A 19,662-nucleotide genomic window follows, 5' to 3' on the forward strand; every position below is an offset into this window, starting at 1 on the left:
GCGGGGTCTTGATCCTTAGCGCATCTGGCTCATGATCACGCGGTCGAACATCCGATCGCCCAACCATTCGCGGATTTTGATCATGGGCAAGGCGTACCTGCCAGCGACGTAGCGCGTACGCGGCTTGGCTGCTGCGACGGCCGTCGAGACGACGTCGGCGATGACGCTCGGGTTGGTGCCGCGTCCCTGGCCATAGGCGTCCCGCGTCGATTTTGCGACCGCTTGCGTGAGCTTGGCATACGGACCCGCACCCGAGCGCTGGAGCAGGCCATTGGCAACGACATCGCCGAATCCCGTCTCGATCAGGCCGGGCTCGACGACGACGACGTTGATGCCGAACGGAGCGAGTTCGAGCCGCAGACAATCGGACCAGCCTTCCAGTGCATGCTTGGTCGCGTGGTACCAGGCGCCCAGCAGGGTATAGATCTTGCCGCCCATCGAGGTGATGTTGACGATGGTGCCGGAACGCTTTTCCCTCATCTTCGGTAGCAGAAGCTGCGTCAGCCGGGCGGCACCGAACAGGTTCACTTCGAACTGGTACCGAGCTTCGTCGATGCCGACGTCCTCAACGGGACCGTACAACCCGAACCCCGCGTTGTTGACGAGCACATCGATGCCGTCGACCTCTTCGAGGATGGTGTCAACAGCCGCCTTGATCTCGGCGTCCTTGGAGACATCCATACGCAACGGCTTCGCGCCGAGCTTTGTGAGGTCGCCCATTTTCTCGACGCTGCGCGCGGCGACGTAGACCTGGAAGCCGTCCTTGATCAGGCGCTTTGCGATTTCCTTCCCCATGCCGGACGAGGCTCCGGTCACGAGTGCGGTTCTTTTTGACTTGTCCGACATGCCAACCTCTCTTCGTTCTCGTGTCTCTTGTGGGCCCTCCATGAGGCGACTGGACTAACAGAGCGCGCCAATAGACTTGCGCAATGCGCCAATTCCGGTGAACCTTTTAGGTCATTATAATTGCAGGAGAATTCCAAAAGAAGAAGCGCGGCGTGGGCCGCGCTTCGGCAAAACGATTTCGGATCTGACGGAAATCCGTTCAGCCCCGGGCGCGGTGGAAGGCGCGGGTTTGCCCCATGGCCGGAAGACCGAGATATCCTCTGAGGTGCATCTTGCCGTCTTTGACGGTGGCCTTGCAGTTGTAGGTGCGGCCGGACGAGGCGTCATAGATCGAACCGCCGCTCCACTCGCCATCCGCCCAGCGCAAGCCCGTGATGAACACGATGTTCTTCAGCGACCGCGAGCGCAGCGCGGGATCAGGGTTATTGGCGTCCTTCTTGAAGGTGACGTTGTCCGCTTCGACGATCTCGTTGCCGTAGAGCATGCGGGCCTGGAATTCCGCTCCAGCCTTGAACATGTCGAGCTTCACAGTGCCGTCGTCCGCTTCCCATGTCCCGACGATGGCATCGGTGACGGGCGGCTCGCCATGCGCCATCGGCATCAATCCGACATTCAGGGTCGCCATGAGCAGGAAAATCGCGGATCGCCGGGAAAGCGGGGATGTTTGCATGCTGTGTTCCTTGGTTTGCAGTGGAGGCGAGCGATCAAGCCGTGCGCTCGGTGGTCTCGCAGGTGTCTGTAGATTTCGGTGTTGGAGTCGGCAGCGGCAGAAGGCGCCAGCCGAATTGCGCGACACGCCAATCGAGGGTGAAGGGCATGCATCAGACGCGAGGAGTTGACGTCCCTGTCGCAATGACGGGTGTGTTGACGCAGCCGCGCCTCCGCCGTCCCACCCGAAAGCCCTGGCGACCGGCCATCCCCGGGTTCCACGTAACCCCACGGGAGAAATTAACTCGCCATTAACCACGTCGGGCCGATCATTAACACTTCAATAACAAGGACGAGTCGGCCGCCATGGAGGCAGCAGCAGCAAGACCCCAACGCCAATTGGTTCGCCTGCGCGGGCGCTCCTATGTTGCTTTCGTCTTCGTGCCGACGGTCCCGATCGTGGACTGGCTGCAGGAGATCGACGCGACGATTGCGCGTTCGCCGGGTTTTTTCGTCGGCCGCCCGGTGGTGGTCGACCTGTCGTCGGTCGATCTCAGCCAGTCCGGCATCACGCATCTCCTGGCGAGCCTTCAGGAGCGCAACATCCGCGTGCTCGGCATCGAGGGGGTGGAGGAGGCGCGCCTGACTGCCGCGATGCCGCCGCTGCTCTCGGGCGGCCGCTCCTGCGCAATCGAGCAGAGCGCGCCGAAAAAGCCGGCGGCAAAGATCGACCTCAAGCCGACCTCGCTGCTGCTGGAGCACCCGGTCCGCTCGGGTCAGACCGTGATCTTCCCGGAAGGCGACGTGACCATCTTGGGTTCGGTCGGCTCCGGGGCCGAGGTCGTGGCGGGCGGTTCCATCCACATCTATGGCGCGCTGCGCGGACGCGCCATGGCCGGTGTCAACGGACACTCCTCCGCGCGTATCTATTGTCAGAAGATCGAGGCTGAACTGCTTGCAATTGATGGATTTTACCAGACCGCGGACGACATCGACGCCGCCTTGCGCGGCAAGCCGGCCCAGGCCTGGCTACAGGGCAATACCATGCGAATTACAGCACTGAACTGACCAGAAAAGGAGACATTTCAGATGAGTAAGGTACTGGTCGTGACATCAGGCAAGGGCGGGGTCGGCAAGACCACGACCACAGCGGCCCTTGGCGCGGCGCTGGCGCAACGCGGCGACAAGGTCGTCGTCGTCGATTTCGACGTCGGCTTGCGCAACCTCGACCTCGTGATGGGCGCCGAACGCCGCGTGGTGTTCGACCTGATCAATGTGGTGCAGGGGGTGGCGAAGCTCCCGCAGGCGCTGATCCGCGACAAGCGGCTGGAGAACCTCTGGCTGCTTCCGGCCTCCCAAACCCGCGACAAGGACGCGCTGACGGAAGAGGGCGTGGGGAACGTCATCTCCGACCTGCGCTCGCGGTTCGACTGGGTGATCTGCGACAGCCCGGCGGGCATCGAGCGCGGCGCCTCGATGGCGATGCGCTTCGCCGACGAGGCCGTGATCGTCACCAACCCTGAAGTCTCCTCGGTGCGCGACTCCGATCGCATCATCGGCATGCTCGATTCCAAGACGGTGCGGGCCGAGCGCGGCGAGCGGGTCGAGAAACACATTCTCATCACCCGCTACGATCCCGTGCGTGCCTCGCGCGGCGAGATGCTGACCATCGACGACATCCTCGAGATCCTGGCGACGCCCTTGCTGGGCATCATCCCCGAAAGCCAGGACGTGCTGAAGGCCTCCAACGTCGGTACGCCCGTGACACTGTCCAATGCGGACGGTGCGCCCGCGCGGGCCTACATGGACGCGGCAAAGCGGTTGTGTGGCGAAAACATCCGGATGTCCGTGCCCTCGGAGAGAAAAGGCTTCATGGATCGCCTCTTGCGACGGAGGGCGGCATGAGCATGGGTCTGCTCCGGCTTCTGCGCGGCAAGAAGGCGTCTGCACCGGTCGCTCGCGAGCGGCTGCAGATCCTGCTGGCGCATGAACGCGGAATGCGCGGTCAGCCCGATCTGCTCGGTGTGCTGCGTGAGGAAATTCTCGCCGTGGTTTCCAAGCATGTGATGCTCGACCCGACCAAGGTCGTCGTGCGGCTCGAACGCGGCGACGAGGTATCGACGCTCGAGGTCGACATCGAGGTGCCCAACGATATTGATCGCAAGCGCGTGGCGGTCGCATAGCGCCCGGCCCGAAAGAATTTGAATCAACTGCGTGAGGGCAGTCCGCTGACGAAGCGGACTGCCCTCTTAATTTTGATTTTGCCGGATTGCCCTTCGACCCTAGATTGCCACCGATCGGTGTTGCTCTCTCGGATCGTCGAAACGGGGATGCGGAACATGCAGCAGAGGAATTCCATCCGCCGACGCTTCGCGGCGCTCGGTCTTGCCGCAGCGATGGCCGGCATTCCATCCCTCGCGTTGTCCTGCACGCGCCTCGTCTACCACGGCGTCGGAAATCAGGTGATCACGGCGCGGACGATGGATTGGAGGAGCGACGTCGAGACCAATCTCTGGATCTTCCCGCGTGGCATGGCGCGTAACGGCGAAGTCGGGCCGAATTCGCTGAAATGGACATCGAAATACGGCAGCGTCATCGCATCGGGCTATGACTTTTCCACCACGGACGGGCTGAACGAGGCCGGCCTCGTCGCCAACATCCTGTGGCTGGTTGAGTCAGAATATCCAAAATTCGACCAGAGCAGGCCGGGCCTCACGATTGCGGCTTGGGCACAATTTATGCTGGACAATTTTGCGACGGTACAGGAGGCCGTGGAGGCGTTGGAGAAGGAGCCGTTCATCATCGTGACCGACAACGTGCCGGGCGAGAAGCGGCTCGCGACGCTGCATCTGTCGATCTCCGATGCCACCGGCGACAGCGCGATCGTCGAATATATCAGGGGTAAGCAGGTCATCCATCACGATCGCAAATACCAGGTGATGACCAACTCGCCCGTGTTCGACGAGCAGCTCGCGCTCAACGCCTATTGGGAGCTGATCGGCGGCACGGTATTTCTGCCGGGCACCAACCGCGCCTCCGACCGATTTGCGCGCGCCAAGTTCTATGTCAATGCGATCCCCAAGCCGGAAGATCCCAATCGCGCGCTGGCGAGCGTCTTCAGCGTCATCCGCAACGTCTCGGTACCGTTCGGCATCACGACGCCGGACGAGCCGAACATCTCCTCGACGCGCTGGCGCGCCGTGGCCGACCATCAGCGCAAGCTCTACTTCTTCGAATCGGCACTGACGCCGAACACATTTTGGGTCGATCTCAAGAAGATCGATTTCTCGCCTTCGACAGGCAAGGTGAGGAAGCTCGACCTCGGTCCGGACCAGGACCACACCTTCTCAGGCGATGCGACCGCGAGTTTCCGCGACACCGAGCCGTTTAGGTTCCTGGGGCTGCCGATGTGAGCTCCCGGGGAACCCGGCCTCCGCGAAGCCGTTGATCGGTAGCCGCGGCGGATCCTGCGCGATCCGACGCTGTTCCGACGCGTCAAATGGGAGAGCGCCCATGATCTCCGAGATTCAGATTCATACGATCGCTCGGCAGATGCTCGAAAAGCACGGCTTCGAAGCGATTGCCCAGGCCGCCAGCCAGGCACAGGCCTGCGAAAGCCGAGGTGAGACGGATGAGGCACGGGAATGGCGCCATATCGAGGACGCCATGAAGATCATCCGTGGACCGCATCAGAGCTGAGCGTTCAGAGCGTTTTCGAGCGAAGTGGATACCGGTTCGCGTCAAGAAAACGCGTCAAAACAAGAATCTGGAGCCGCGTTCCGATTTCATCGGAACGGAAACGGCTCTAATGCTGGTCTCCGGCCTGTGTTGGGGACCGATGCTGCGTTTGCGTCTGGTTGTTGCGCTCGCCGGTCTCCTTGCACGGGAGCTGGATCCAGGAACCGTCGTCCGCCTGCTGATAGGCGCTGCAGGACGAGGCGGCCGATTTATCCTCGGCCTTCTGGGTCTCGGAATTCTTCGCCAGCACCGGCGCGGTGAGTGCCGCGAGCGCCATGATTGCGGCGGTGGCGGCTGAGGCAATCCGCATGGATGTTCTCCTTTGAAGAAGCTGCAGCCATGCTTGTGAGGATTGTGACGATTATTGGCCGCGCGGCGGGTTCCATCGCCGCGTGCTTAACTCTGCCAAAACGTAGGCCCGTCTCACTGCCCGGCGGGCTCGATCGAGATGCCGTTGCGGCGGGCGCAGGCGCGCAGCCAGCCGATCACGCCGCCATGGACCGAAAATTCGTACTTGTCCTCGACCTTGCTTGCCCTGAGCTCGAAGACGGAGCGCTTCTCGAGCGCGGCCACAAGCGCGTTACCATGCTGCGGGAATAGGCCAATTTCGTCGTGACCGAGCACCTGGGCGGACAAGGCCGGGAACGGCTCGCCGCCAACCTTCAGCGTCGCTTCGATGGTCGTGCCATCAGGCAGATCGAGCTTGGAGTCCTTCACCATCATCGAAAACCCCTTCAGCCGGCTCGCCATCAGGAAGGTGCCGAACCGGCGCGGGGGGCCGTCGCCTGGGATGACGTAGTGGCGGCGGATGAAGCAGACCATGATGGCGCCGTCGCGGTTGCGCAGCTCGGAGGCGTCCCAGCCTTCGATCTTCTGCTTATCCTCGATGCCTGGCGGGCCCGCCGGTGTGGCCTGCATGACTGCGATCTTCGGCGAGCGCGGCCGCGGTGTCGGCATGTCCGGCGCGTTGGGATCGGTCGGCTTGTCGATTGCGATGTCAAAGGTCTTGCCGCATTGCGTGAGCCAGCCCAGCGCGTCCTGCGGAAGGTTGATGGCAACAGCGCCGGAATCGATGCCGGCGCCGTCTGAGCGCAGCGTCACCTGCTTGGCCTTGCCGAGCGCGGTGAGCGCGCCGTCGGCATCGCCGGGATGAAGCGCGAACGCGGTGCCGACCGAAAATCCAACGGCCGGAAAGCTCCGGCCGTCGATCACGATCTCGGCCTGGTCGTCCAGCACCTGTTCGGTCGGCAGGCCGTCGTCCATCATCGTAAAGACGAGGCCGGAGCCGCGGCTGATGTTTAGTGCAAAGCGGGTATCGACTTTGCCGTTCGCGTTGGTGCGTTGCCGCAGTGCGACCAGGACGCATTGGCGGACCTGGCCGTCGGGACCGGTCTGGGGCAGGGCGCTCCAGGCTCCTTGCGGAAAGCGGACCTGCTGCCCGGCGACGGGCTTGTCGGCCGGTGCCGCGGAGGCGGCGGGCGACGGAGCCGCCGCTAGCAGCGCTGCGAGCGCCGCCGCGGCCTTCCAAAGATGTCTGAGGCTTGCCGGCATGGGCCCTCGCGCGATGTCCTCTGCAGGATTTGACGCGGAGGGCCGGGCCGAGGTTCACGGACTGTGCAGTCCGTGGTGCGCGGACTAGTTGTTGCGAATGAGGCCGGCGAGGGCGGCCTTCTGGGTTGCGCACCAGCTCGTCATGCCGAGGCGGCGCTGATCCATGTCGGTTGCCTGAGTCGCCACGGCGACCTCAGCCATCAGATCGTCGTCCTGCTTCTCGCCCATCTTGCCGCCGGTATGCATGAAGGCGATCGCCTTGCGGACCTTCTCGGTGGTGCCGTCCGGAAGGTGCATGTCCTGCGCCTTCTGCACCATGCCCTGATAGACGACATCCGTGCCGGGGCATTCCACCTTGGCGGCAAATGCTTGCAGCACCATCGTCACATAGACCGATCGCGGCTCAGCCTGTGCGGGTGCAGCAACCAAGAGCAGGCCGGCGATCAACAAACCGTAGCGCATTCCAACGTCCTCCCGTTTTTTGGGAGGCTAGCGTCCGCTGCGCCGCTCTGCAATGGGGGTACGCGGCGCGATCTTGCCGGATTGTCGATGGCCGCGCGGCTGCGCTATCGTGAACGCCTTGGTCCGGGAGTTCGACATGAGCCTGTTGAGCACACCATTCGATCCTGCGCGCGATACGGCTGTTGTGACCGGCGCCGGCAACGGCATCGGCCGCGCCATTGCGCTGGCCCTGGTCGGCGAGGGCGTGCGGACGGTGCTCGCCGACGTCAGCGAGGAGCGGGTGAGCGCCGCGGTCAAGGCCGCGGCCCGGCCCGAGCTCGCGCTGCCCTGGGTCGGCGACCTCTCCAGTCTCGAATCCTGCGACGCATTGCTTGGGACCGCCGTTGCTGCGTTCGGACAGGTCACGCATTTCGTGCACAGCGCATCGCCGCCGCGACGGGAGGCCGATCACGCGCTCGCGGTCGATCGCACGACGTGGCAGGAGATGCACGCGGTCAATCTCGATGCCGGCTTCCATCTGTCGCGCGAGATCGCGAAACGGCTGATCGCGGCGAAGCAGCCCGGCTCGTTCCTGTTCCTGACGTCGCTGCATGCGGGCACGCCGCGCAACCTGCCGCATTATTCGACCGCGAAGGCGGCGATGGCGATGCTGGTGAAGGAGCTCGCGAAGACGTATGGCCGTTACAACATTCGCGTCAACGCGCTGGTGCCGGGCGCGATCGCGGCAGGCGGCTTCATCGCCGATCCCTCGCTTGCGCGGCACATCCCGCTCGGTCGTCTTGGCGAGGCCGACGATCTCGCGCCGATGGCGCTCGCGGTGCTCTCGAACAAGCTTTCAGCCTATGTCACCGGTGCAGCCTTCGTCGTCGACGGCGGACTGTCGCTGACGAACTGGTTCGAGCCGCCGGAGCTCGAGGGTTGAGCTCTTTTGCTTGAGCATGATCTTCCGGAAAACCGCTACACACTTTTCCGGATCATGCTTTAACTCGATCGTTGCCAACTCGGCACGGGATCGAGCGGCGTGCGATAGAGCTCGTTATGGTCGCGGTCGGTGACGCGCACCGCGCAGCCCTTGCTCTGAAGCTCGGGCTTCACCTGCGACAACTCGCTCGCCAACTGGTGGGCGCGATCCGAGGCGACCTCCAAGTCTTCGAGGATAATGCCGCCCTGGTTCTTGAACTCTTCACCAACCACAAGATCGAAATAGTAGTAAGGCATCCGAATTCCCCGAGTCCAACGTCCTCAAGTCCATGAGGGATCGTACCACTGAGTCGATCGTTATCGAATGAACGGCGCGCGTAATCTCTGTGCTTATGGCGCAAAAATCATGTGCAGCACGAGCGCTCGTTAAGTTTTTATTAAATATATCTGCACGATGCTGTGCGCATGGGAATTGCAACGGAACCGGGCTCCGGGAACCGGCAGTTGCAAGAGAAGGCCGTCGGCATAGATCCCGGCGGCCTTTTCTCTTTGCGCATGGCGCTCACCGTAGTCGCCCGGGATTAACGCCGCGCGCCGACTCAGGAAACGTCTACTGCGGCCTTCGCGCCAGCATCCATCGCGCCAATGCGACGAGTGCGTAGAGCGCGATGGCCAGCGGCGTGAACAACACGAGCATGCCGAACAGCGTCATGACGTCGGCGACGAAATTATCCGACGCCTGAGTGCCTGCGATGCGCGCGATGATCGCGCTTGCGAGGCCGATCAGCGTGAACGCAACCACCGTTGCAAGCAGCATGACGAGCGGCGGTGCCGCCAGCCACGCATTCGAGATCAAGCGTCGGGTCGTCATCACAACATTGGACCAGAGGACCGCTTGCGGAATGCCGCGGGCCTCTGCCTTTGTGTCGAACGCGCCCTGATCGGTTCAGTCGCGCTTTACCGTACCGGCATCGGCGGCCGCACCACCGGCCCGTCATCATCGGCGACGGCCTGCGTCGGCGCCGGCGGCGGGGGAATGGCGGCCGCCTGCGAGGGCGGCGGCGCGATCGGCATCGGCGCATAACTCGGGGCATATGCCGACGTGTAGGCCGGCTTCGGCTTCCGCACCGGCGGCACCGCCGTTGCGGTCGGCTTCGGCGGGAGAGCGGAGACCCTGGCGCGGGGATCGACGATCTTTGCTTCGGCAGGTTTCGGTGCCGACGCCTTCGCCATCTCGCGGGCCATCTGCTCCTGACCCGCTTTCAGCTCTGCAATCGTCGCTTTCAATTGCTCGATCTGCTGTCCCATCGCGGCGAGATCGCGCGTCATCGATTGCAATGCCTGCGGCGCCTCTGCTGGTGCTACTGCTACTGCTACTGGTGCAGCTGCTGCCGGTGCCACTGGGGTCGTGTCCTGAGGCGGCTCGGCGGGTGCTGCCGCGGGTTGATCCACCGCGGCCACCTGAGTCTCGGACGCGGCAGGTTGCTCGGCGGCGGCGGGCGTTGCCTGCGAGGCGGTCAGCGTCGGCACCCAGGCGGCAATCATCTCCTTTGCGGTGTCGCCATGCGCCTGCCAGGCGATGGTGGCGGCCGCGCTGCCCGCGGCGAACAGCATGCTGAGCGACGCCCCCGCAAGCCATCTGCCGACCCGCGAACGCTTGCGGGTGACCCGAAGATCGTTCGCCGCTTCACGCACCGCCGTATCGACCGACGGCGCGGCAGTGGGGAATACGGGTGTCACGCTGACCTTTGGTTCGGCGATCTTTGGTTCGGCTCTCACCGTCGGATCGGGCGCGAGCGTCGCCGCGTCCGCATCGGGGCGCGAGGCGCGCACGATGTCGGGCAAGATCTTGAACGCGTCGTGCGGATCGTTGTCCTTCACGACTTCCTTCGCCCCATCCTTGACCGCGTCCTTGGCCACATCCTTGGCAATGTCCTTGACGATTTCATCGACGATTTGCTTGCTGTTCAGCGTCGCGAGCATCGAAGCTCCCCTAAAGCCTGATCGTCCGCATTCGCGCGAGCCGATTGAAATGAGGTCAGCCGACCTCTGTCCCTGACAGCACGACTCCAGCCGGGTTTGACCAAAGCAAGGCGAAGGGAAGGAGAGTGTGGGGCCGTAATTTGCCGGACGTCAGGGAACCCGAATTTATTGAACACGTCTAAGTGTTCCACGCCCATTGCCATCTTTTTTGCACGATTTGGGCAGTATGATTTCGTTCCAATCTGCACTGGAGGCAGGCGGTGCAAAAGTCCCTTTTGGCAGGGCTGCTGGCGGCGTTGCTGCCGCTGGGCGGCTGCATGCAAGCGACCCTTTCGCCCTCATCCAGCGCCAGCATGACGCCGCGTGACCGGCAGTTGCTGGCGCATACGCCTTACGCGCAGGCGAGCGTGCCCGAGCAATATCAGCGGCATATCGTCGACTATTCGCGCAAGGAGCAGCCCGGCACGATCCTGGTCGATACGGATGCGCGCTATCTCTACTACGTGCTGCCGGACGGCAAGGCGATTCGCTATGGCGTGGCCGTCGGCGAAGAGGCGATGGCGTTCTCCGGCGTCGCGCGAGTCGGCCGGATGGCGGAGTGGCCGGATTGGATTCCGACGGCGGAGATCCAGGCGCGCCTCGGGCCCTATCCGGCGCGCGTTCCCGGCGGCCCGGCAAACCCGCTCGGCGCCCGTGCGCTCTATCTCTACGCCGGCAACAAGGACACGCTCTATCGCATCCACGGCACCAATCAGCCGGAATATATCGGGCAGGCGATTTCATCGGGCTGCATCCGGATGCGCAACGAGGACGTCATCGACCTCTACGACCGGGTGAAGGCGGGTTCGATGGTGGTGGTGCTGCCACCGGCGGCGGCGGCCGCGACCGGATCGCGCTGGCGCGGGTGAGGGGAACCCGTGGCGGGTTCGTCGCCGACAATTTTATCCAATCCTTTGCGTCGCCCGTAACGACTCGCGTCTAGCGTGCAAGCGAGAAGGGGTTGCTCGCATGCACATCGTCAAGAATTCGCCGCGCGCGCTTTTTGTCGCGCTGATCCCGCTGGCTCTGGTTGAAGCCGTGCTGCTCGTCTTTGCCCTGGCGGGCGCGCAGGTGACGGACCCCGTGGGCGTGCCGACGCCCGACCAGATTCTCGTCTTTTACGCCGAGCGCATGGCGCTGAACGCCGGCCTGCTGTTCGCCGGACATTTCATGCTGCGGCAGTGGACGATCTCCAGCCGGCTTGCCTATTCGCTGATGGGCGGCGTGATGGCCGCGATCAGCTACGGCATTGCGATCCGCAACCATCTCGAGCTCGCCGCGCCCGGCGACGGCACGGTGGTGACCATCGGCCTGTTGCCGACCCTTGCGGGAATGATCTGTGGATTTCTCTATGGGCAGTTCGCTGGTCTCAGCGTCGTTGCGGGCGCGCCGCGAGCCGCGTCCTCTGCAGGGGCAGATTCACCTGCAAGCCCGGCGCCTGCACTGGTCTTCGATGGGCCCGTCCGGGTGCGCACCTCGGTCGCCGGAATTGCGATTGCCGCAGTGCTGCCGGCGGCCCTGGCGACTCTGGTGCCCTACACGCTGTTGCCGTTGCTGCTGCACGGCTTCTCCGACAAGAGCGCCGCGCATATCTTCGCAGCCGTCATCCCTGCGCAGACGTTCCTGACAATGCTGGTGGTGACGGCCATTCCCTCGACCATCTTCGCGCTGTGCATGCATCACATCGCCCGCGCCATGGGCCGGCATCGCGCGCTCGACTACGCGGCGATCGGAGCCGCCATGGCGTTCACCTGCATCCTCCTGCTCACGCTGCTGTCGCCGCTGGTCGCCGTTCTCCTGGTGCCTGCGGCGGTCACCGGCGCGATCATGGGCGCGCTCTATCGCCGTTTCGCCGGCCTCGAGCCGGTGCCGCTGCCCGAGGCCGTGATCGCGAGCGACCCCGCCGCACTGGTCGGCGCCGATCATCCGTCACGGCGCCAGCACGGCGTGATCCTCAGCAACTGATCGCGACGGAGACGGTCATGAAAGAGCTCGCGGCGCTCGGCGCCGGTGTCCTCATCGCGGCGGTGGCTGCGCTGTGGTTCACGACCAAGCCAGTGCTGGTGAATGCGAAGGTGAGGCCGCTGCAGGCAAGCGCCGATGTGCCGGCCTTCAGGCCGATTGCGCCTGATGGTCGAGCCGATTAGGCCGGCTGGCCTCCGCGCGGTGACTTACTCTTCCGGCCGGGCGACCCGCCAGAGCATGGTCGTGGCGTTGCCGTTGATGTCCCCGGGGGCCTTGTCCGCGGGCGACGTATAGAGCGGGCGATAGCGATAGGCCCACATCTTGCTGCCGTCGTTGCGGGTGATGATCGTGAAATCGCCGACCGCCTTGGCGTCCTTTGGCGCGGAGAGCGGGGTCCAGCTCTCGGTGCATTTGCCGTCGCAGCTCGACGTCTTTCCGCTGGTATCGCGCTCATAGTAGTAGAGCGTCATGCCCTTGAGATCGACGAGCTTCGGGCCTTGCTTGGTCTGGACCACGCGCGCCGGCGAGGTCTGCGCGTCCGGCTTCGGCGGCGGCGGTTCCGAAGAGCCGCCATGTCCGTTCGCAAGCGCCTGGTCAGCCGAGACCAGCACGGCCGCGGCCAAAAATGCGAACTTCAACATCCAAGCCCCCGATCGCAAAGTTAATCGCGCGTTAAGCGCCGAATAGAGTGCGGATGGTAGCCGCAGAAGGTTAGTTCCAGGTTTCGCGCGGCTGCGGCAATTATGGGCAAGCGCGCTTGGCCCTCCGGCATGAACGGCGGATGAATGATGCGGTCGCGCATTTGCGCAATCGCTCCACCTTTCGGCGAATGCCGCGGAACGCCTCTTCTGCTCGAACGTTCGGCCATGAGAGGAGGAACGTGTCATGAAACTGAAAGGCGTTTTGATAGCAGCATTGCTGCTCGCGCCCGGCGCAGCGTTGGCGGCGCCGGGTATCGTCACAGCATCCGTAGGCCTGCGCGCAGGCCCGGGACCGGGCTTTCCGATGGTCGATCGCATTCCCGCGGGCGCCCGCGTCAACATCCACGGCTGCCTCAGGGGCAATGCCTGGTGCGACGTGAGCTGGACCGACGATCGCGGCTGGGTATCGTCGCAATATCTCGAATATCTGTACCGCAACCGTTACGTCTATCTCCCCGATTATGTCGACGAGATCGACGTGCCGGTCGCGCCGTTCGTGCTGAGCTCGTACTGGTCGAGCTACTATTCTGGGCGGCCCTGGTATCATCGCCGTGCCTACTGGAATGACTATTGGAGTTCGCATCAGAGCACCGCGATGCGGCCGACCATCGATCCGCGCGCCGCTCGTATCGGCCGCGCCGCCGCCGCGCGCGATGCCACGATTGCCGTCCGCGGAGACACCGCCAAGCGCGACGCCGCGCCGGTCGCAGGCCGGACGCGAGCCGGTGTCAGCGAACGCGTGACGCGCGAGCAGACCATCGACCGCGCACGCGATGCGCGTGAGGCGCGTGGTCGCGCACTGGACGCACGGGCGCGCATGACGCGTGAGAACGGTCCGGCGCGTGCAGCCGCCCGCGTGCAGCAGCAGCCGATCGCGCATGCGCGTCCGCAACCGCCGGCGATGGCGCGTGGCCATGAGGCGCCGCGGGTTTCGGCCGCCCCGGCGGCACGTCCGGCGACGCCGCACGTCGCGCAACCCAGTGTCAGTCACGGTCCGCCGATGAACGCGCGTGCGCAAATGCCGGCGCCGCGCGCGGCCGCGCCCGCGATGCCGCATGCCGGGGGCGGCGGCGCGCCCCACGTCAACGCCGCGCCTCGTGGCGGTCCGGCGGCCGGCGGCCCTCCCGGGCATCAAAAGCACTGATAATTCCCTCGAAAGCCCGGCCTTGCGCCGGGCTTTCCTTTGGCGTCATCGAAAGGGCATGGAACCCGCAAAGGATGCAATTTGATCCAATTGCACCCAAGCAGATTTCATTGATCGTAACATCTCGCATCAATGCTGAAACCATCCACTCGGGCAGGGGGCTCGGAGGGATGAACGATGAAGCATCAGAACCAACTGGAGACGCGACGCCAAAATGTCGCTTTGAAGTCGATGTCGAAGGAAGCCAAGCAACTTGCGGGCCTGATCGCCGGCCTTCGCAAGTCGCTCTCCGGTATCGACAAGCAGCGGACCAAGGACGGGTTGTCGAACGCCGACATCGGGATCTTGGATGAACGGCGGAATAATTTGCAGGTGACGATTGCAGCATTGGAAGACCGCCTGTCGGCGGTGCAGGGATTGATCGACCTGGGGCGTCCGCACATCATTCGCGTGCACTGATAGTCCTACGTAAGCGGCGCACGATCCGTGTCCACGCAAAGGCGGCGGCCTTGCGGGACCGGGCAGTCCTTGCATTCCCCAGGAAATTGGTGAAACCCTAGGTCCACAAAACAACAATTGGACTGAGGGAGATCCGCCATGGCCTTTTCGCTCTACGACGCAACGGTCGCCAACTATCTGCAAATCCTCGGCGCCGCCAGCGGCTTCCTCGACAAGGGTCTCGCCCATTGCAAGGAGAAGGGCATCGATCCGGCCGAGGTGGTCGAGACGCGGATTGCGCCCGACATGCTGCCGTTCCGCTTCCAGGTCGTCTCGCTCGCGCATCATTCGCGCGGCGCGATGCAGGCGGCGAAGAACGGCGTGTTCGTGCCGCCTGCGCCCAAGGGTGAGGACTATGCCGCCCTGCAAGCCCTGGTGACGGCCGCGCGCGACGAACTATCCGCCTTGACGCGTGAGGAGGTCAACGCGCTGCTTGGCCGCGACGTCATGTTCAAGCTCGGCGAGCGCACGCTGCCGTTCACGGCGGAAGGCTTTTTGATGTCGTTCTCGCTGCCAAATTTCTTCTTTCACGCGACCACTGCCTACGCCATCCTCCGCCACAAGGGCGTGCCGCTCGGCAAGCGCGACTTTATGGGGCGGTTGAATCTGAAGACGTAGGCGCGCCTGCTAGGCCTGCGCGTCGCGCAGCGGCGCGCGGCTCAATTCGTTGCCGGCTGCAATGGCCTTGCGCATCAGCCGCATCAATTCGGCCGCTTCCTTAGGCGTGAGGCCGCGCAGCATCATGCGCTGGGCCTCCTCGACCGCCGGCGTGATCGCGCGCAGCGTCCGCTTGCCTTCGTCAGTGATCTCCAGCTCGCGGGCGCGGCGGTCGCGGCTCGAGGCGCGGCGCTCCAGCAAATTCTTCTGCACCAGACGATCGACCACGCCGGTGATGGTGGTTCGGTCGTAGGCGATCAGCCCGGCCAGCGTCGCCTGGTCGATTCCCGGGTTCGCCTTGATCGAGGCGAGGGCTGCGTATTGCACCGGCGTCAGGTCGAAACCGGCCTCTCCGACCTCTGCCAGGAACACCGCCACCGCGATCTGCTGGAAACGGCGGGCCAGATGCCCGGGCATCTCGTTGTTGTCTCTCACGGAAACCTCCGAAGGCGGCGTGATATTGACAAGTATACTGATAGTCAGCATACTGAGCAATATCGAAGTGAACGCCGGGCCGCAGAATGCAGCCCATGACGGGGAGGAGCTGGCCATGCAATTCCATCTCAACGGCTTTGAGCCGGGCGATCCCGAGATTGCCGATCCCGCCGAGCGCGTCCTGCCGTCGGGCATGCCGGGCGCCGTTCCGGAAGAGGTCGACGTCCTCATCGTCGGCTGCGGGCCCGCCGGGCTGACGCTGGCGGCGCAGCTCTCCCAGTTTGCGGACATCAAGACCTGCATCGTCGAGCAGAAGGCCAGCCGGCTGTTGCGCGGTCAGGCCGACGGCGTCGCCTGCCGCACCATGGAGATGTTCAACGCCTTCGGTTTTGCCGAGCGGGTGTTGAAGGAGTCCTGCTGGATCACGGAGACGACTTTCTGGAAGCCCGACGCGAAGCGGCCGGACAGGATCGCACGCAGCGGACGGGTGCAGGATGTCGAGGACGGGCTGTCGGAATTCCCCCATGTCATTCTCAACCAGGCGCGCGTGCATGACGGCTACCTCGACGTCATGCGACGATCACCGACCAAGCTCGATCCGTACTACGCGCGCCGTCTGCTCGATCTGACGGTTGACCCAAATGCGTCGCATCCGGTGACGGTGAGGCTCGAACGGGTCGATCCCGACAACGAGGGCAAGGTCGAAACCGTCAGGGCGCGCTACGTCGTCGGCTGCGACGGCGCGCGTTCGTCGGTGCGCAAATCGATCGGGCGCGAGCTCGTGGGCGAGTCCGCCAACCACGCCTGGGGCGTGATGGATGTGCTCGTGGTCACCGACTTCCCCGACATCCGCTTCAAATGCCTGATCCAGTCCGCCCATGACGGAAGCATCATCATCATTCCGCGCGAGGGCGGCTATCTGGTCCGGCTCTATGTCGAGCTGACGAATCTGGACGCAGGCGAGCGCGTCGCCAACCGCAACATCACCGCCGACGATCTGATCGCGAAAGCGCGGCGAATCCTTCATCCCCATACGCTCGAGGTGAAGGAGATCGCCTGGTGGTCGGTCTATGAGATCGGCCAGCGCCTGACCGACAAGTTCGACGACGTGCCGGAGAGCGAAATCGCAACGCGCCTGCCGCACGTGTTCATCGCCGGCGACGCCTGCCACACCCACAGCCCGAAGGCCGGGCAGGGCATGAACGTCTCCATGCAGGACGCCTTCAATCTGGGCTGGAAGCTGGCCGCCGTGTTGCGCAAGCGCTCTCCGCCGAGCCTGCTGCACAGCTATTCCGCCGAGCGCCGCGCGATCGCCAAGGAGCTGATCGATTTCGATCGCGAGTGGGCCGACATCCTCGCCTCCGCCAAGGGCGACGGCGTAGGCGCCGACGCCGCGAAAACGCAGGATTATTTTGTCCGGCACGGGCGCTACACCGCAGGGACCGCCGCGCATTATCGCCCGTCGCTTCTCACGGGCGAGGCGACGCACCAGGACCTTGCCAGGGGATTTGTGGTCGGCATGCGTTTTCATTCGGCGCCCGTCGTGCGCCTGTCGGATGCAAAACCGGTTCACCTCGGCCATGTCGCCAAGGCCGATGGCCGCTGGCGGATCTACGCCTTTGCCGGAGCGCAAGAGGCAGGCATTCGCGGCTTGTGCGACTTCCTCAGCGATGACACGAAATCGCCGGTCAGGCGCTACACGCCGGCCGGGGCTGACATCGATGCGGTGATCGACGTCCGCGCGGTATTCCAGCAGGCGCATACGGCCCTCGACATCGCGGCGATGCCGTCGCTGCTGCTGCCGGCGAAGGGGCGCTATGGCTTACGCGACTACGAGAAGGTGTTTTGCCCCGACCTCAGGGACGGCCAGGACATTTTTGCGATGCGCGGCATCGACCGCACCAGGGGCTGCGTGGTGATCGTGCGGCCGGATCAGTACGTCGCACAAGTGCTGCCGCTCGACGCGCACCGGGAGGTTGCGGCGTATTTCGACGCGTTCATGCTGCCGCAGGGGTGAGGCGGTACCGCTCGCCGGCGCCACAATTGTCTCGATCCGGCCAAAAACTGCGCTACGATGGCGCTTAGCGCGCGTCAGCCGCGCAGAGAGCAACGAGACGATTGAGGAAACGATATGAAGGTGACGAAGACGAAGGCCGCGGTGGCTGTGGTGGGCGCGGCGATGACGGCGGCTTTTGCCCCGAGCTGGGCCCACGGGCCGACCCGGCAAAAGGTGCGGGAATCCATCGAGATCAACGTGCCGCAGGCCAAGGTCTGGGCGGCGATCGGCAATTTCCAGGACATGAGCTGGCTCGCGCCGGTCACCAAGACCGAGGGCGAGAAGGGCAATGAGATCGGCGCGACGCGGAAGCTGACCCTGACGGGCGGCGCGACGGTTGACGAGGAGCTCTACAAATACGAGCCGGACATGCTGAGCTATTCGTACCGGATCACGGCCGTGGATGTAAAAGTGCTGCCGGTCACCAATTATTCCTCGACGCTGACCGTGTCGCCGGCGTCAGACGGCAAGTCGAAGGTGGAATGGGCCGGTGCGTTCTATCGCGGCTTTCCCAACAACGATCCGCCGCCGGAGCTGAGCGACGAGGCCGCCGTGAAGGCGGTGAGCGGGCTTTACAAGGCCGGGCTCGAGGGCCTGAAGAAGAAGCTCGAAAGCGGAAGCTGAGCCGTGCGCGTCCTGGTTCTGGCGGCGCTCGCCGCCAGCATCGCGCAGGCCGCGGTTGAAGGCGCCTCCGCCGAAGAAGCCTTCGTCACCAATCAGCTCAGCGAAAATCTGACGGTCGTCGACCTCGCAACCGTGCGGCCGGTCGCGACCATCGCGATCGGTGGCAAGCCCGCGGGCGTCGCCGTCACCCGGGACGGACGCTTCGCCTATGTGACGAGCCCCGACGCCAAGGCGCTGACGGTGGTCGATGCCGCCGCCCGCCAGATCGTCGGCAAGATCCATGTCGGCGGCGGTCCGCTCGGGGTCGCGGTGGCGCCGGATGGTGCGGCGGTCTATGTCGCCGATTGGTACGCCGCGGCCGTGCGGGTGATCGATCCGAAAGAGCTGCGCGTGATCGCCGATATCGCGGTCGGCGCCTCGCCGTCGGGGCTTGTGCTGACATCGGACGGGCGGCTCCTGCTCTCGGCGGACCGCGATGCCGACAGCGTATCCGTCATCGATACCGCAACGCGCGAGCGGCGGGCCGTCATCAAGGTCGGGGTGCGCCCGTTTGGCATGACCATCGATGCCGAGGGACGGCGCGCCTACACTGCCAATGTCGGATCGAACGATGTGTCGGTCATCGATGTCGCGGAGGCCCGCGAGATCGGACGTGTGAAGACTGGTCTTCGCCCCTATGCGGTGGCGCTGGCGCAGGGCCGCGGCTTCGTCACCGACCAATATGACGGCACCGTCAGCGTGTTCGATCTCGCCACGCTTGCGCCGGTCAAGCGCATCGGCGTCGGCGACTATCCCGAAGGAATCGCGGCGACAGCGGACGGCAAGCGCATCATCGTGGCGAACTGGGAGAGCAACTCGCTCAGCATCATCGACGCGGTCGAGCTGAAAGTGGTGGGCGAGGTCAAGGTCGGCGACGGCCCGCGCGCGTTCGGGGCATTCTTGCGGAAGACGGAGTAGGGGCGGCGTGGCCATCGAACCAAATGTTGCGCTCCGCCGACAGATGCTATCTAGGATTGCTTTGAGCCGCCATGCGCGGTGAGACTGGAGATGTTTTTTGATGGGCAAATGGGTGGAGTTGCTGATCTCGTGGATGCCGTTCGTGGTGCTGATGGGGCTCTGGTTTTGGTTTTCGCGAAGGAACGGAATGCAGGCACGTGGCTCGTCAGGCGCGACCTTGATCGAGCTTTACGAGCAACAGGTCGTCGAGACACGGCGGATGAACGGTTTTCTTGAGCGGATCGCGGCAACGTTGGAAAAGCGCGAGACGGCGAGGTAGGTGCGTAGGGTGGGTTAGCCCCGCGGCCGCGCGAAAGCGCAGTCCGCTCGGCGTAACCCACCGCTTTAGTTTCCGCGTCAACAGAAGTGGTGGGTTACGCCTAGCGAATTGCGCTTTG

26 protein-coding genes are annotated in these 19,662 nt (G+C 64.3%); 16 read left to right on the forward strand and 10 right to left on the reverse strand.

Features of this window, described 5'->3' with window-relative positions; all coding sequences use genetic code 11:
- Positions 1 to 15 precede the first annotated feature (15 nt).
- Together KUF59_RS21530 and KUF59_RS21535 are read right to left on the reverse strand one after the other, a co-directional pair.
- Positions 16 to 846, reverse strand: a complete 831-nt coding sequence (locus KUF59_RS21530) for an oxidoreductase (protein WP_212459551.1) — start codon at positions 844 to 846, stop codon at positions 16 to 18.
- Positions 847 to 1,045: 199 nt separating this feature from the next.
- On the reverse strand, positions 1,046 to 1,471 hold the full coding sequence (locus KUF59_RS21535) for a DUF2147 domain-containing protein (protein ID WP_212459552.1): 426 nt from the start codon (positions 1,469 to 1,471) through the stop codon (positions 1,046 to 1,048).
- 389 nt (positions 1,472 to 1,860) lie between these two features.
- Between KUF59_RS21535 and minC the strand changes: the two genes are divergently transcribed.
- The 5 genes from minC (at position 1,861) to KUF59_RS21560 (ending at position 5,193) form a co-directional block, all read left to right on the forward strand.
- Positions 1,861 to 2,562 carry a septum site-determining protein MinC gene (gene minC, locus KUF59_RS21540; RefSeq protein ID WP_212459553.1) on the forward strand — a complete coding sequence of 234 codons (702 nt, stop codon included), beginning with the start codon at positions 1,861 to 1,863 and terminating at the stop codon, positions 2,560 to 2,562.
- A gap of 21 nt (positions 2,563 to 2,583) precedes the next feature.
- Complete coding sequence (gene minD, locus KUF59_RS21545) at positions 2,584 to 3,399, forward strand: septum site-determining protein MinD (protein WP_212459554.1); 816 nt, start codon at positions 2,584 to 2,586, stop codon at positions 3,397 to 3,399.
- Entirely contained in the window at positions 3,396 to 3,677 is a 282-nt protein-coding gene (gene minE, locus KUF59_RS21550) for a cell division topological specificity factor MinE (protein ID WP_212459555.1), read from the forward strand. Before minD ends, minE begins: the two co-directional genes overlap by 4 nt.
- 213 nt (positions 3,678 to 3,890) lie before the next feature.
- A complete protein-coding gene (locus KUF59_RS21555; protein ID WP_249140467.1) occupies positions 3,891 to 4,907 on the forward strand; it encodes a linear amide C-N hydrolase in 1,017 nt (338 codons plus the stop codon).
- Between the two features lie 100 nt (positions 4,908 to 5,007).
- Complete coding sequence (locus tag KUF59_RS21560; RefSeq protein ID WP_212459557.1) at positions 5,008 to 5,193, forward strand: hypothetical protein; 186 nt, start codon at positions 5,008 to 5,010, stop codon at positions 5,191 to 5,193.
- 106 nt (positions 5,194 to 5,299) lie between these two features.
- Here KUF59_RS21560 and KUF59_RS21565 read toward each other — a convergent pair whose 3' ends face one another.
- The 3 genes from KUF59_RS21565 to KUF59_RS21575 form a co-directional block, all read right to left on the reverse strand.
- Positions 5,300 to 5,542, reverse strand: a complete 243-nt coding sequence (locus tag KUF59_RS21565) for a hypothetical protein (protein WP_212459558.1) — start codon at positions 5,540 to 5,542, stop codon at positions 5,300 to 5,302.
- 113 nt (positions 5,543 to 5,655) lie between these two features.
- Positions 5,656 to 6,783 carry a hypothetical protein gene (locus tag KUF59_RS21570; protein ID WP_212459559.1) on the reverse strand — a complete coding sequence of 376 codons (1,128 nt, stop codon included), beginning with the start codon at positions 6,781 to 6,783 and terminating at the stop codon, positions 5,656 to 5,658.
- 84 nt (positions 6,784 to 6,867) lie between these two features.
- On the reverse strand, positions 6,868 to 7,245 hold the full coding sequence (locus KUF59_RS21575; protein WP_212459560.1) for a hypothetical protein: 378 nt from the start codon (positions 7,243 to 7,245) through the stop codon (positions 6,868 to 6,870).
- A 136-nt stretch (positions 7,246 to 7,381) separates the two neighbouring features.
- Here KUF59_RS21575 and KUF59_RS21580 point away from each other — a divergent pair, with 136 nt between their 5' ends.
- Positions 7,382 to 8,167, forward strand: a complete 786-nt coding sequence (locus KUF59_RS21580) for an SDR family NAD(P)-dependent oxidoreductase (protein WP_212459561.1) — start codon at positions 7,382 to 7,384, stop codon at positions 8,165 to 8,167.
- Between the two features lie 59 nt (positions 8,168 to 8,226).
- On the opposite strand, the gene KUF59_RS21585 is transcribed toward KUF59_RS21580, so the two are convergent.
- The 3 genes from KUF59_RS21585 to KUF59_RS21595 all read right to left on the reverse strand — a co-directional run bounded on the left by KUF59_RS21585 (position 8,227) and on the right by KUF59_RS21595 (position 10,149).
- Entirely contained in the window at positions 8,227 to 8,463 is a 237-nt protein-coding gene (locus KUF59_RS21585; RefSeq protein ID WP_212459562.1) for a DUF6894 family protein, read from the reverse strand.
- Positions 8,464 to 8,776: 313 nt separating this feature from the next.
- Positions 8,777 to 9,037: a hypothetical protein gene (locus KUF59_RS21590; RefSeq protein WP_212459563.1), complete on the reverse strand. Its 261-nt coding sequence runs from the start codon at positions 9,035 to 9,037 to the stop codon at positions 8,777 to 8,779.
- 86 nt (positions 9,038 to 9,123) lie between these two features.
- Complete coding sequence (locus KUF59_RS21595) at positions 9,124 to 10,149, reverse strand: hypothetical protein (protein WP_212459564.1); 1,026 nt, start codon at positions 10,147 to 10,149, stop codon at positions 9,124 to 9,126.
- Between the two features lie 317 nt (positions 10,150 to 10,466).
- Between KUF59_RS21595 and KUF59_RS21600 the strand changes: the two genes are divergently transcribed.
- The 3 genes from KUF59_RS21600 to KUF59_RS21610 all read left to right on the forward strand — a co-directional run bounded on the left by KUF59_RS21600 (position 10,467) and on the right by KUF59_RS21610 (position 12,335).
- Positions 10,467 to 11,057, forward strand: coding sequence for a L,D-transpeptidase (locus KUF59_RS21600; protein WP_212459646.1), 591 nt, complete (start codon positions 10,467 to 10,469; stop codon positions 11,055 to 11,057).
- 100 nt (positions 11,058 to 11,157) lie between these two features.
- The gene (locus KUF59_RS21605; RefSeq protein WP_212459565.1) at positions 11,158 to 12,153 is read left to right on the forward strand and encodes a hypothetical protein; all 996 of its coding nucleotides are present in this window, start codon (positions 11,158 to 11,160) and stop codon (positions 12,151 to 12,153) included.
- A 17-nt stretch (positions 12,154 to 12,170) separates the two neighbouring features.
- Entirely contained in the window at positions 12,171 to 12,335 is a 165-nt protein-coding gene (locus KUF59_RS21610; RefSeq protein ID WP_212459566.1) for a hypothetical protein, read from the forward strand.
- Positions 12,336 to 12,359: 24 nt separating this feature from the next.
- On the opposite strand, the gene KUF59_RS21615 is transcribed toward KUF59_RS21610, so the two are convergent.
- On the reverse strand, positions 12,360 to 12,794 hold the full coding sequence (locus KUF59_RS21615; protein ID WP_212459567.1) for a COG4315 family predicted lipoprotein: 435 nt from the start codon (positions 12,792 to 12,794) through the stop codon (positions 12,360 to 12,362).
- Positions 12,795 to 13,038: 244 nt separating this feature from the next.
- On the opposite strand from KUF59_RS21615, the gene KUF59_RS21620 reads away from it, so the two are divergent.
- The 3 genes from KUF59_RS21620 to KUF59_RS21630 all read left to right on the forward strand — a co-directional run bounded on the left by KUF59_RS21620 (position 13,039) and on the right by KUF59_RS21630 (position 15,114).
- On the forward strand, positions 13,039 to 13,998 hold the full coding sequence (locus KUF59_RS21620) for an SH3 domain-containing protein (RefSeq protein WP_212459568.1): 960 nt from the start codon (positions 13,039 to 13,041) through the stop codon (positions 13,996 to 13,998).
- 177 nt (positions 13,999 to 14,175) lie between these two features.
- A complete protein-coding gene (locus KUF59_RS21625) occupies positions 14,176 to 14,457 on the forward strand; it encodes a hypothetical protein (protein WP_212459569.1) in 282 nt (93 codons plus the stop codon).
- A gap of 138 nt (positions 14,458 to 14,595) precedes the next feature.
- Complete coding sequence (locus tag KUF59_RS21630) at positions 14,596 to 15,114, forward strand: DUF1993 domain-containing protein (RefSeq protein WP_212459570.1); 519 nt, start codon at positions 14,596 to 14,598, stop codon at positions 15,112 to 15,114.
- A 9-nt stretch (positions 15,115 to 15,123) separates the two neighbouring features.
- On the opposite strand, the gene KUF59_RS21635 is transcribed toward KUF59_RS21630, so the two are convergent.
- The gene (locus KUF59_RS21635) at positions 15,124 to 15,588 is read right to left on the reverse strand and encodes a MarR family winged helix-turn-helix transcriptional regulator (protein ID WP_212459571.1); all 465 of its coding nucleotides are present in this window, start codon (positions 15,586 to 15,588) and stop codon (positions 15,124 to 15,126) included.
- 115 nt (positions 15,589 to 15,703) lie between these two features.
- Between KUF59_RS21635 and KUF59_RS21640 the strand changes: the two genes are divergently transcribed.
- The 4 genes from KUF59_RS21640 to KUF59_RS21655 all read left to right on the forward strand — a co-directional run bounded on the left by KUF59_RS21640 (position 15,704) and on the right by KUF59_RS21655 (position 19,544).
- The gene (locus KUF59_RS21640) at positions 15,704 to 17,605 is read left to right on the forward strand and encodes an FAD-binding monooxygenase (protein ID WP_212459572.1); all 1,902 of its coding nucleotides are present in this window, start codon (positions 15,704 to 15,706) and stop codon (positions 17,603 to 17,605) included.
- A gap of 114 nt (positions 17,606 to 17,719) precedes the next feature.
- Entirely contained in the window at positions 17,720 to 18,268 is a 549-nt protein-coding gene (locus KUF59_RS21645) for an SRPBCC family protein (RefSeq protein WP_258769929.1), read from the forward strand.
- A 3-nt stretch (positions 18,269 to 18,271) separates the two neighbouring features.
- Positions 18,272 to 19,225 carry a YVTN family beta-propeller repeat protein gene (locus KUF59_RS21650; RefSeq protein ID WP_212459574.1) on the forward strand — a complete coding sequence of 318 codons (954 nt, stop codon included), beginning with the start codon at positions 18,272 to 18,274 and terminating at the stop codon, positions 19,223 to 19,225.
- Positions 19,226 to 19,325: 100 nt separating this feature from the next.
- Positions 19,326 to 19,544, forward strand: a complete 219-nt coding sequence (locus tag KUF59_RS21655; protein WP_212459575.1) for a hypothetical protein — start codon at positions 19,326 to 19,328, stop codon at positions 19,542 to 19,544.
- Positions 19,545 to 19,662: the final 118 nt, after the last annotated feature.

This window comes from Bradyrhizobium arachidis (assembly GCF_024758505.1).
In the GTDB taxonomy this organism is placed as follows: Bacteria; Pseudomonadota; Alphaproteobacteria; order Rhizobiales; family Xanthobacteraceae; genus Bradyrhizobium; species Bradyrhizobium manausense_C.

What these genes read in the sequence shown, in the direction of transcription:
- KUF59_RS21615 (WP_212459567.1), bottom strand. Translation starts at nt 12,794, where the DNA reads ATGTTGAAGTTCGCATTTTTGGCCGCGGCCGTGCTGGTCTCGGCTGAC.
- KUF59_RS21580 (WP_212459561.1), top strand. Translation starts at nt 7,382, where the DNA reads ATGAGCCTGTTGAGCACACCATTCGATCCTGCGCGCGATACGGCTGTT.
- KUF59_RS21560 (WP_212459557.1), top strand. Translation starts at nt 5,008, where the DNA reads ATGATCTCCGAGATTCAGATTCATACGATCGCTCGGCAGATGCTCGAA.
- KUF59_RS21630 (WP_212459570.1), top strand. Translation starts at nt 14,596, where the DNA reads ATGGCCTTTTCGCTCTACGACGCAACGGTCGCCAACTATCTGCAAATC.
- KUF59_RS21620 (WP_212459568.1), top strand. Translation starts at nt 13,039, where the DNA reads ATGAAACTGAAAGGCGTTTTGATAGCAGCATTGCTGCTCGCGCCCGGC.
- KUF59_RS21600 (WP_212459646.1), top strand. Translation starts at nt 10,467, where the DNA reads ATGCAAGCGACCCTTTCGCCCTCATCCAGCGCCAGCATGACGCCGCGT.
- KUF59_RS21595 (WP_212459564.1), bottom strand. Translation starts at nt 10,149, where the DNA reads ATGCTCGCGACGCTGAACAGCAAGCAAATCGTCGATGAAATCGTCAAG.
- KUF59_RS21610 (WP_212459566.1), top strand. Translation starts at nt 12,171, where the DNA reads ATGAAAGAGCTCGCGGCGCTCGGCGCCGGTGTCCTCATCGCGGCGGTG.
- minE (WP_212459555.1), top strand. Translation starts at nt 3,396, where the DNA reads ATGAGCATGGGTCTGCTCCGGCTTCTGCGCGGCAAGAAGGCGTCTGCA.
- KUF59_RS21585 (WP_212459562.1), bottom strand. Translation starts at nt 8,463, where the DNA reads ATGCCTTACTACTATTTCGATCTTGTGGTTGGTGAAGAGTTCAAGAAC.
- KUF59_RS21570 (WP_212459559.1), bottom strand. Translation starts at nt 6,783, where the DNA reads ATGCCGGCAAGCCTCAGACATCTTTGGAAGGCCGCGGCGGCGCTCGCA.
- KUF59_RS21640 (WP_212459572.1), top strand. Translation starts at nt 15,704, where the DNA reads ATGCAATTCCATCTCAACGGCTTTGAGCCGGGCGATCCCGAGATTGCC.
- KUF59_RS21565 (WP_212459558.1), bottom strand. Translation starts at nt 5,542, where the DNA reads ATGCGGATTGCCTCAGCCGCCACCGCCGCAATCATGGCGCTCGCGGCA.
- minC (WP_212459553.1), top strand. Translation starts at nt 1,861, where the DNA reads ATGGAGGCAGCAGCAGCAAGACCCCAACGCCAATTGGTTCGCCTGCGC.
- KUF59_RS21655 (WP_212459575.1), top strand. Translation starts at nt 19,326, where the DNA reads ATGGGCAAATGGGTGGAGTTGCTGATCTCGTGGATGCCGTTCGTGGTG.
- KUF59_RS21625 (WP_212459569.1), top strand. Translation starts at nt 14,176, where the DNA reads ATGAAGCATCAGAACCAACTGGAGACGCGACGCCAAAATGTCGCTTTG.
- KUF59_RS21645 (WP_258769929.1), top strand. Translation starts at nt 17,720, where the DNA reads ATGAAGGTGACGAAGACGAAGGCCGCGGTGGCTGTGGTGGGCGCGGCG.
- minD (WP_212459554.1), top strand. Translation starts at nt 2,584, where the DNA reads ATGAGTAAGGTACTGGTCGTGACATCAGGCAAGGGCGGGGTCGGCAAG.
- KUF59_RS21605 (WP_212459565.1), top strand. Translation starts at nt 11,158, where the DNA reads ATGCACATCGTCAAGAATTCGCCGCGCGCGCTTTTTGTCGCGCTGATC.
- KUF59_RS21535 (WP_212459552.1), bottom strand. Translation starts at nt 1,471, where the DNA reads ATGGCGACCCTGAATGTCGGATTGATGCCGATGGCGCATGGCGAGCCG.
- KUF59_RS21575 (WP_212459560.1), bottom strand. Translation starts at nt 7,245, where the DNA reads ATGCGCTACGGTTTGTTGATCGCCGGCCTGCTCTTGGTTGCTGCACCC.
- KUF59_RS21590 (WP_212459563.1), bottom strand. Translation starts at nt 9,037, where the DNA reads ATGACGACCCGACGCTTGATCTCGAATGCGTGGCTGGCGGCACCGCCG.
- KUF59_RS21555 (WP_249140467.1), top strand. Translation starts at nt 3,891, where the DNA reads ATGGCCGGCATTCCATCCCTCGCGTTGTCCTGCACGCGCCTCGTCTAC.
- KUF59_RS21530 (WP_212459551.1), bottom strand. Translation starts at nt 846, where the DNA reads ATGTCGGACAAGTCAAAAAGAACCGCACTCGTGACCGGAGCCTCGTCC.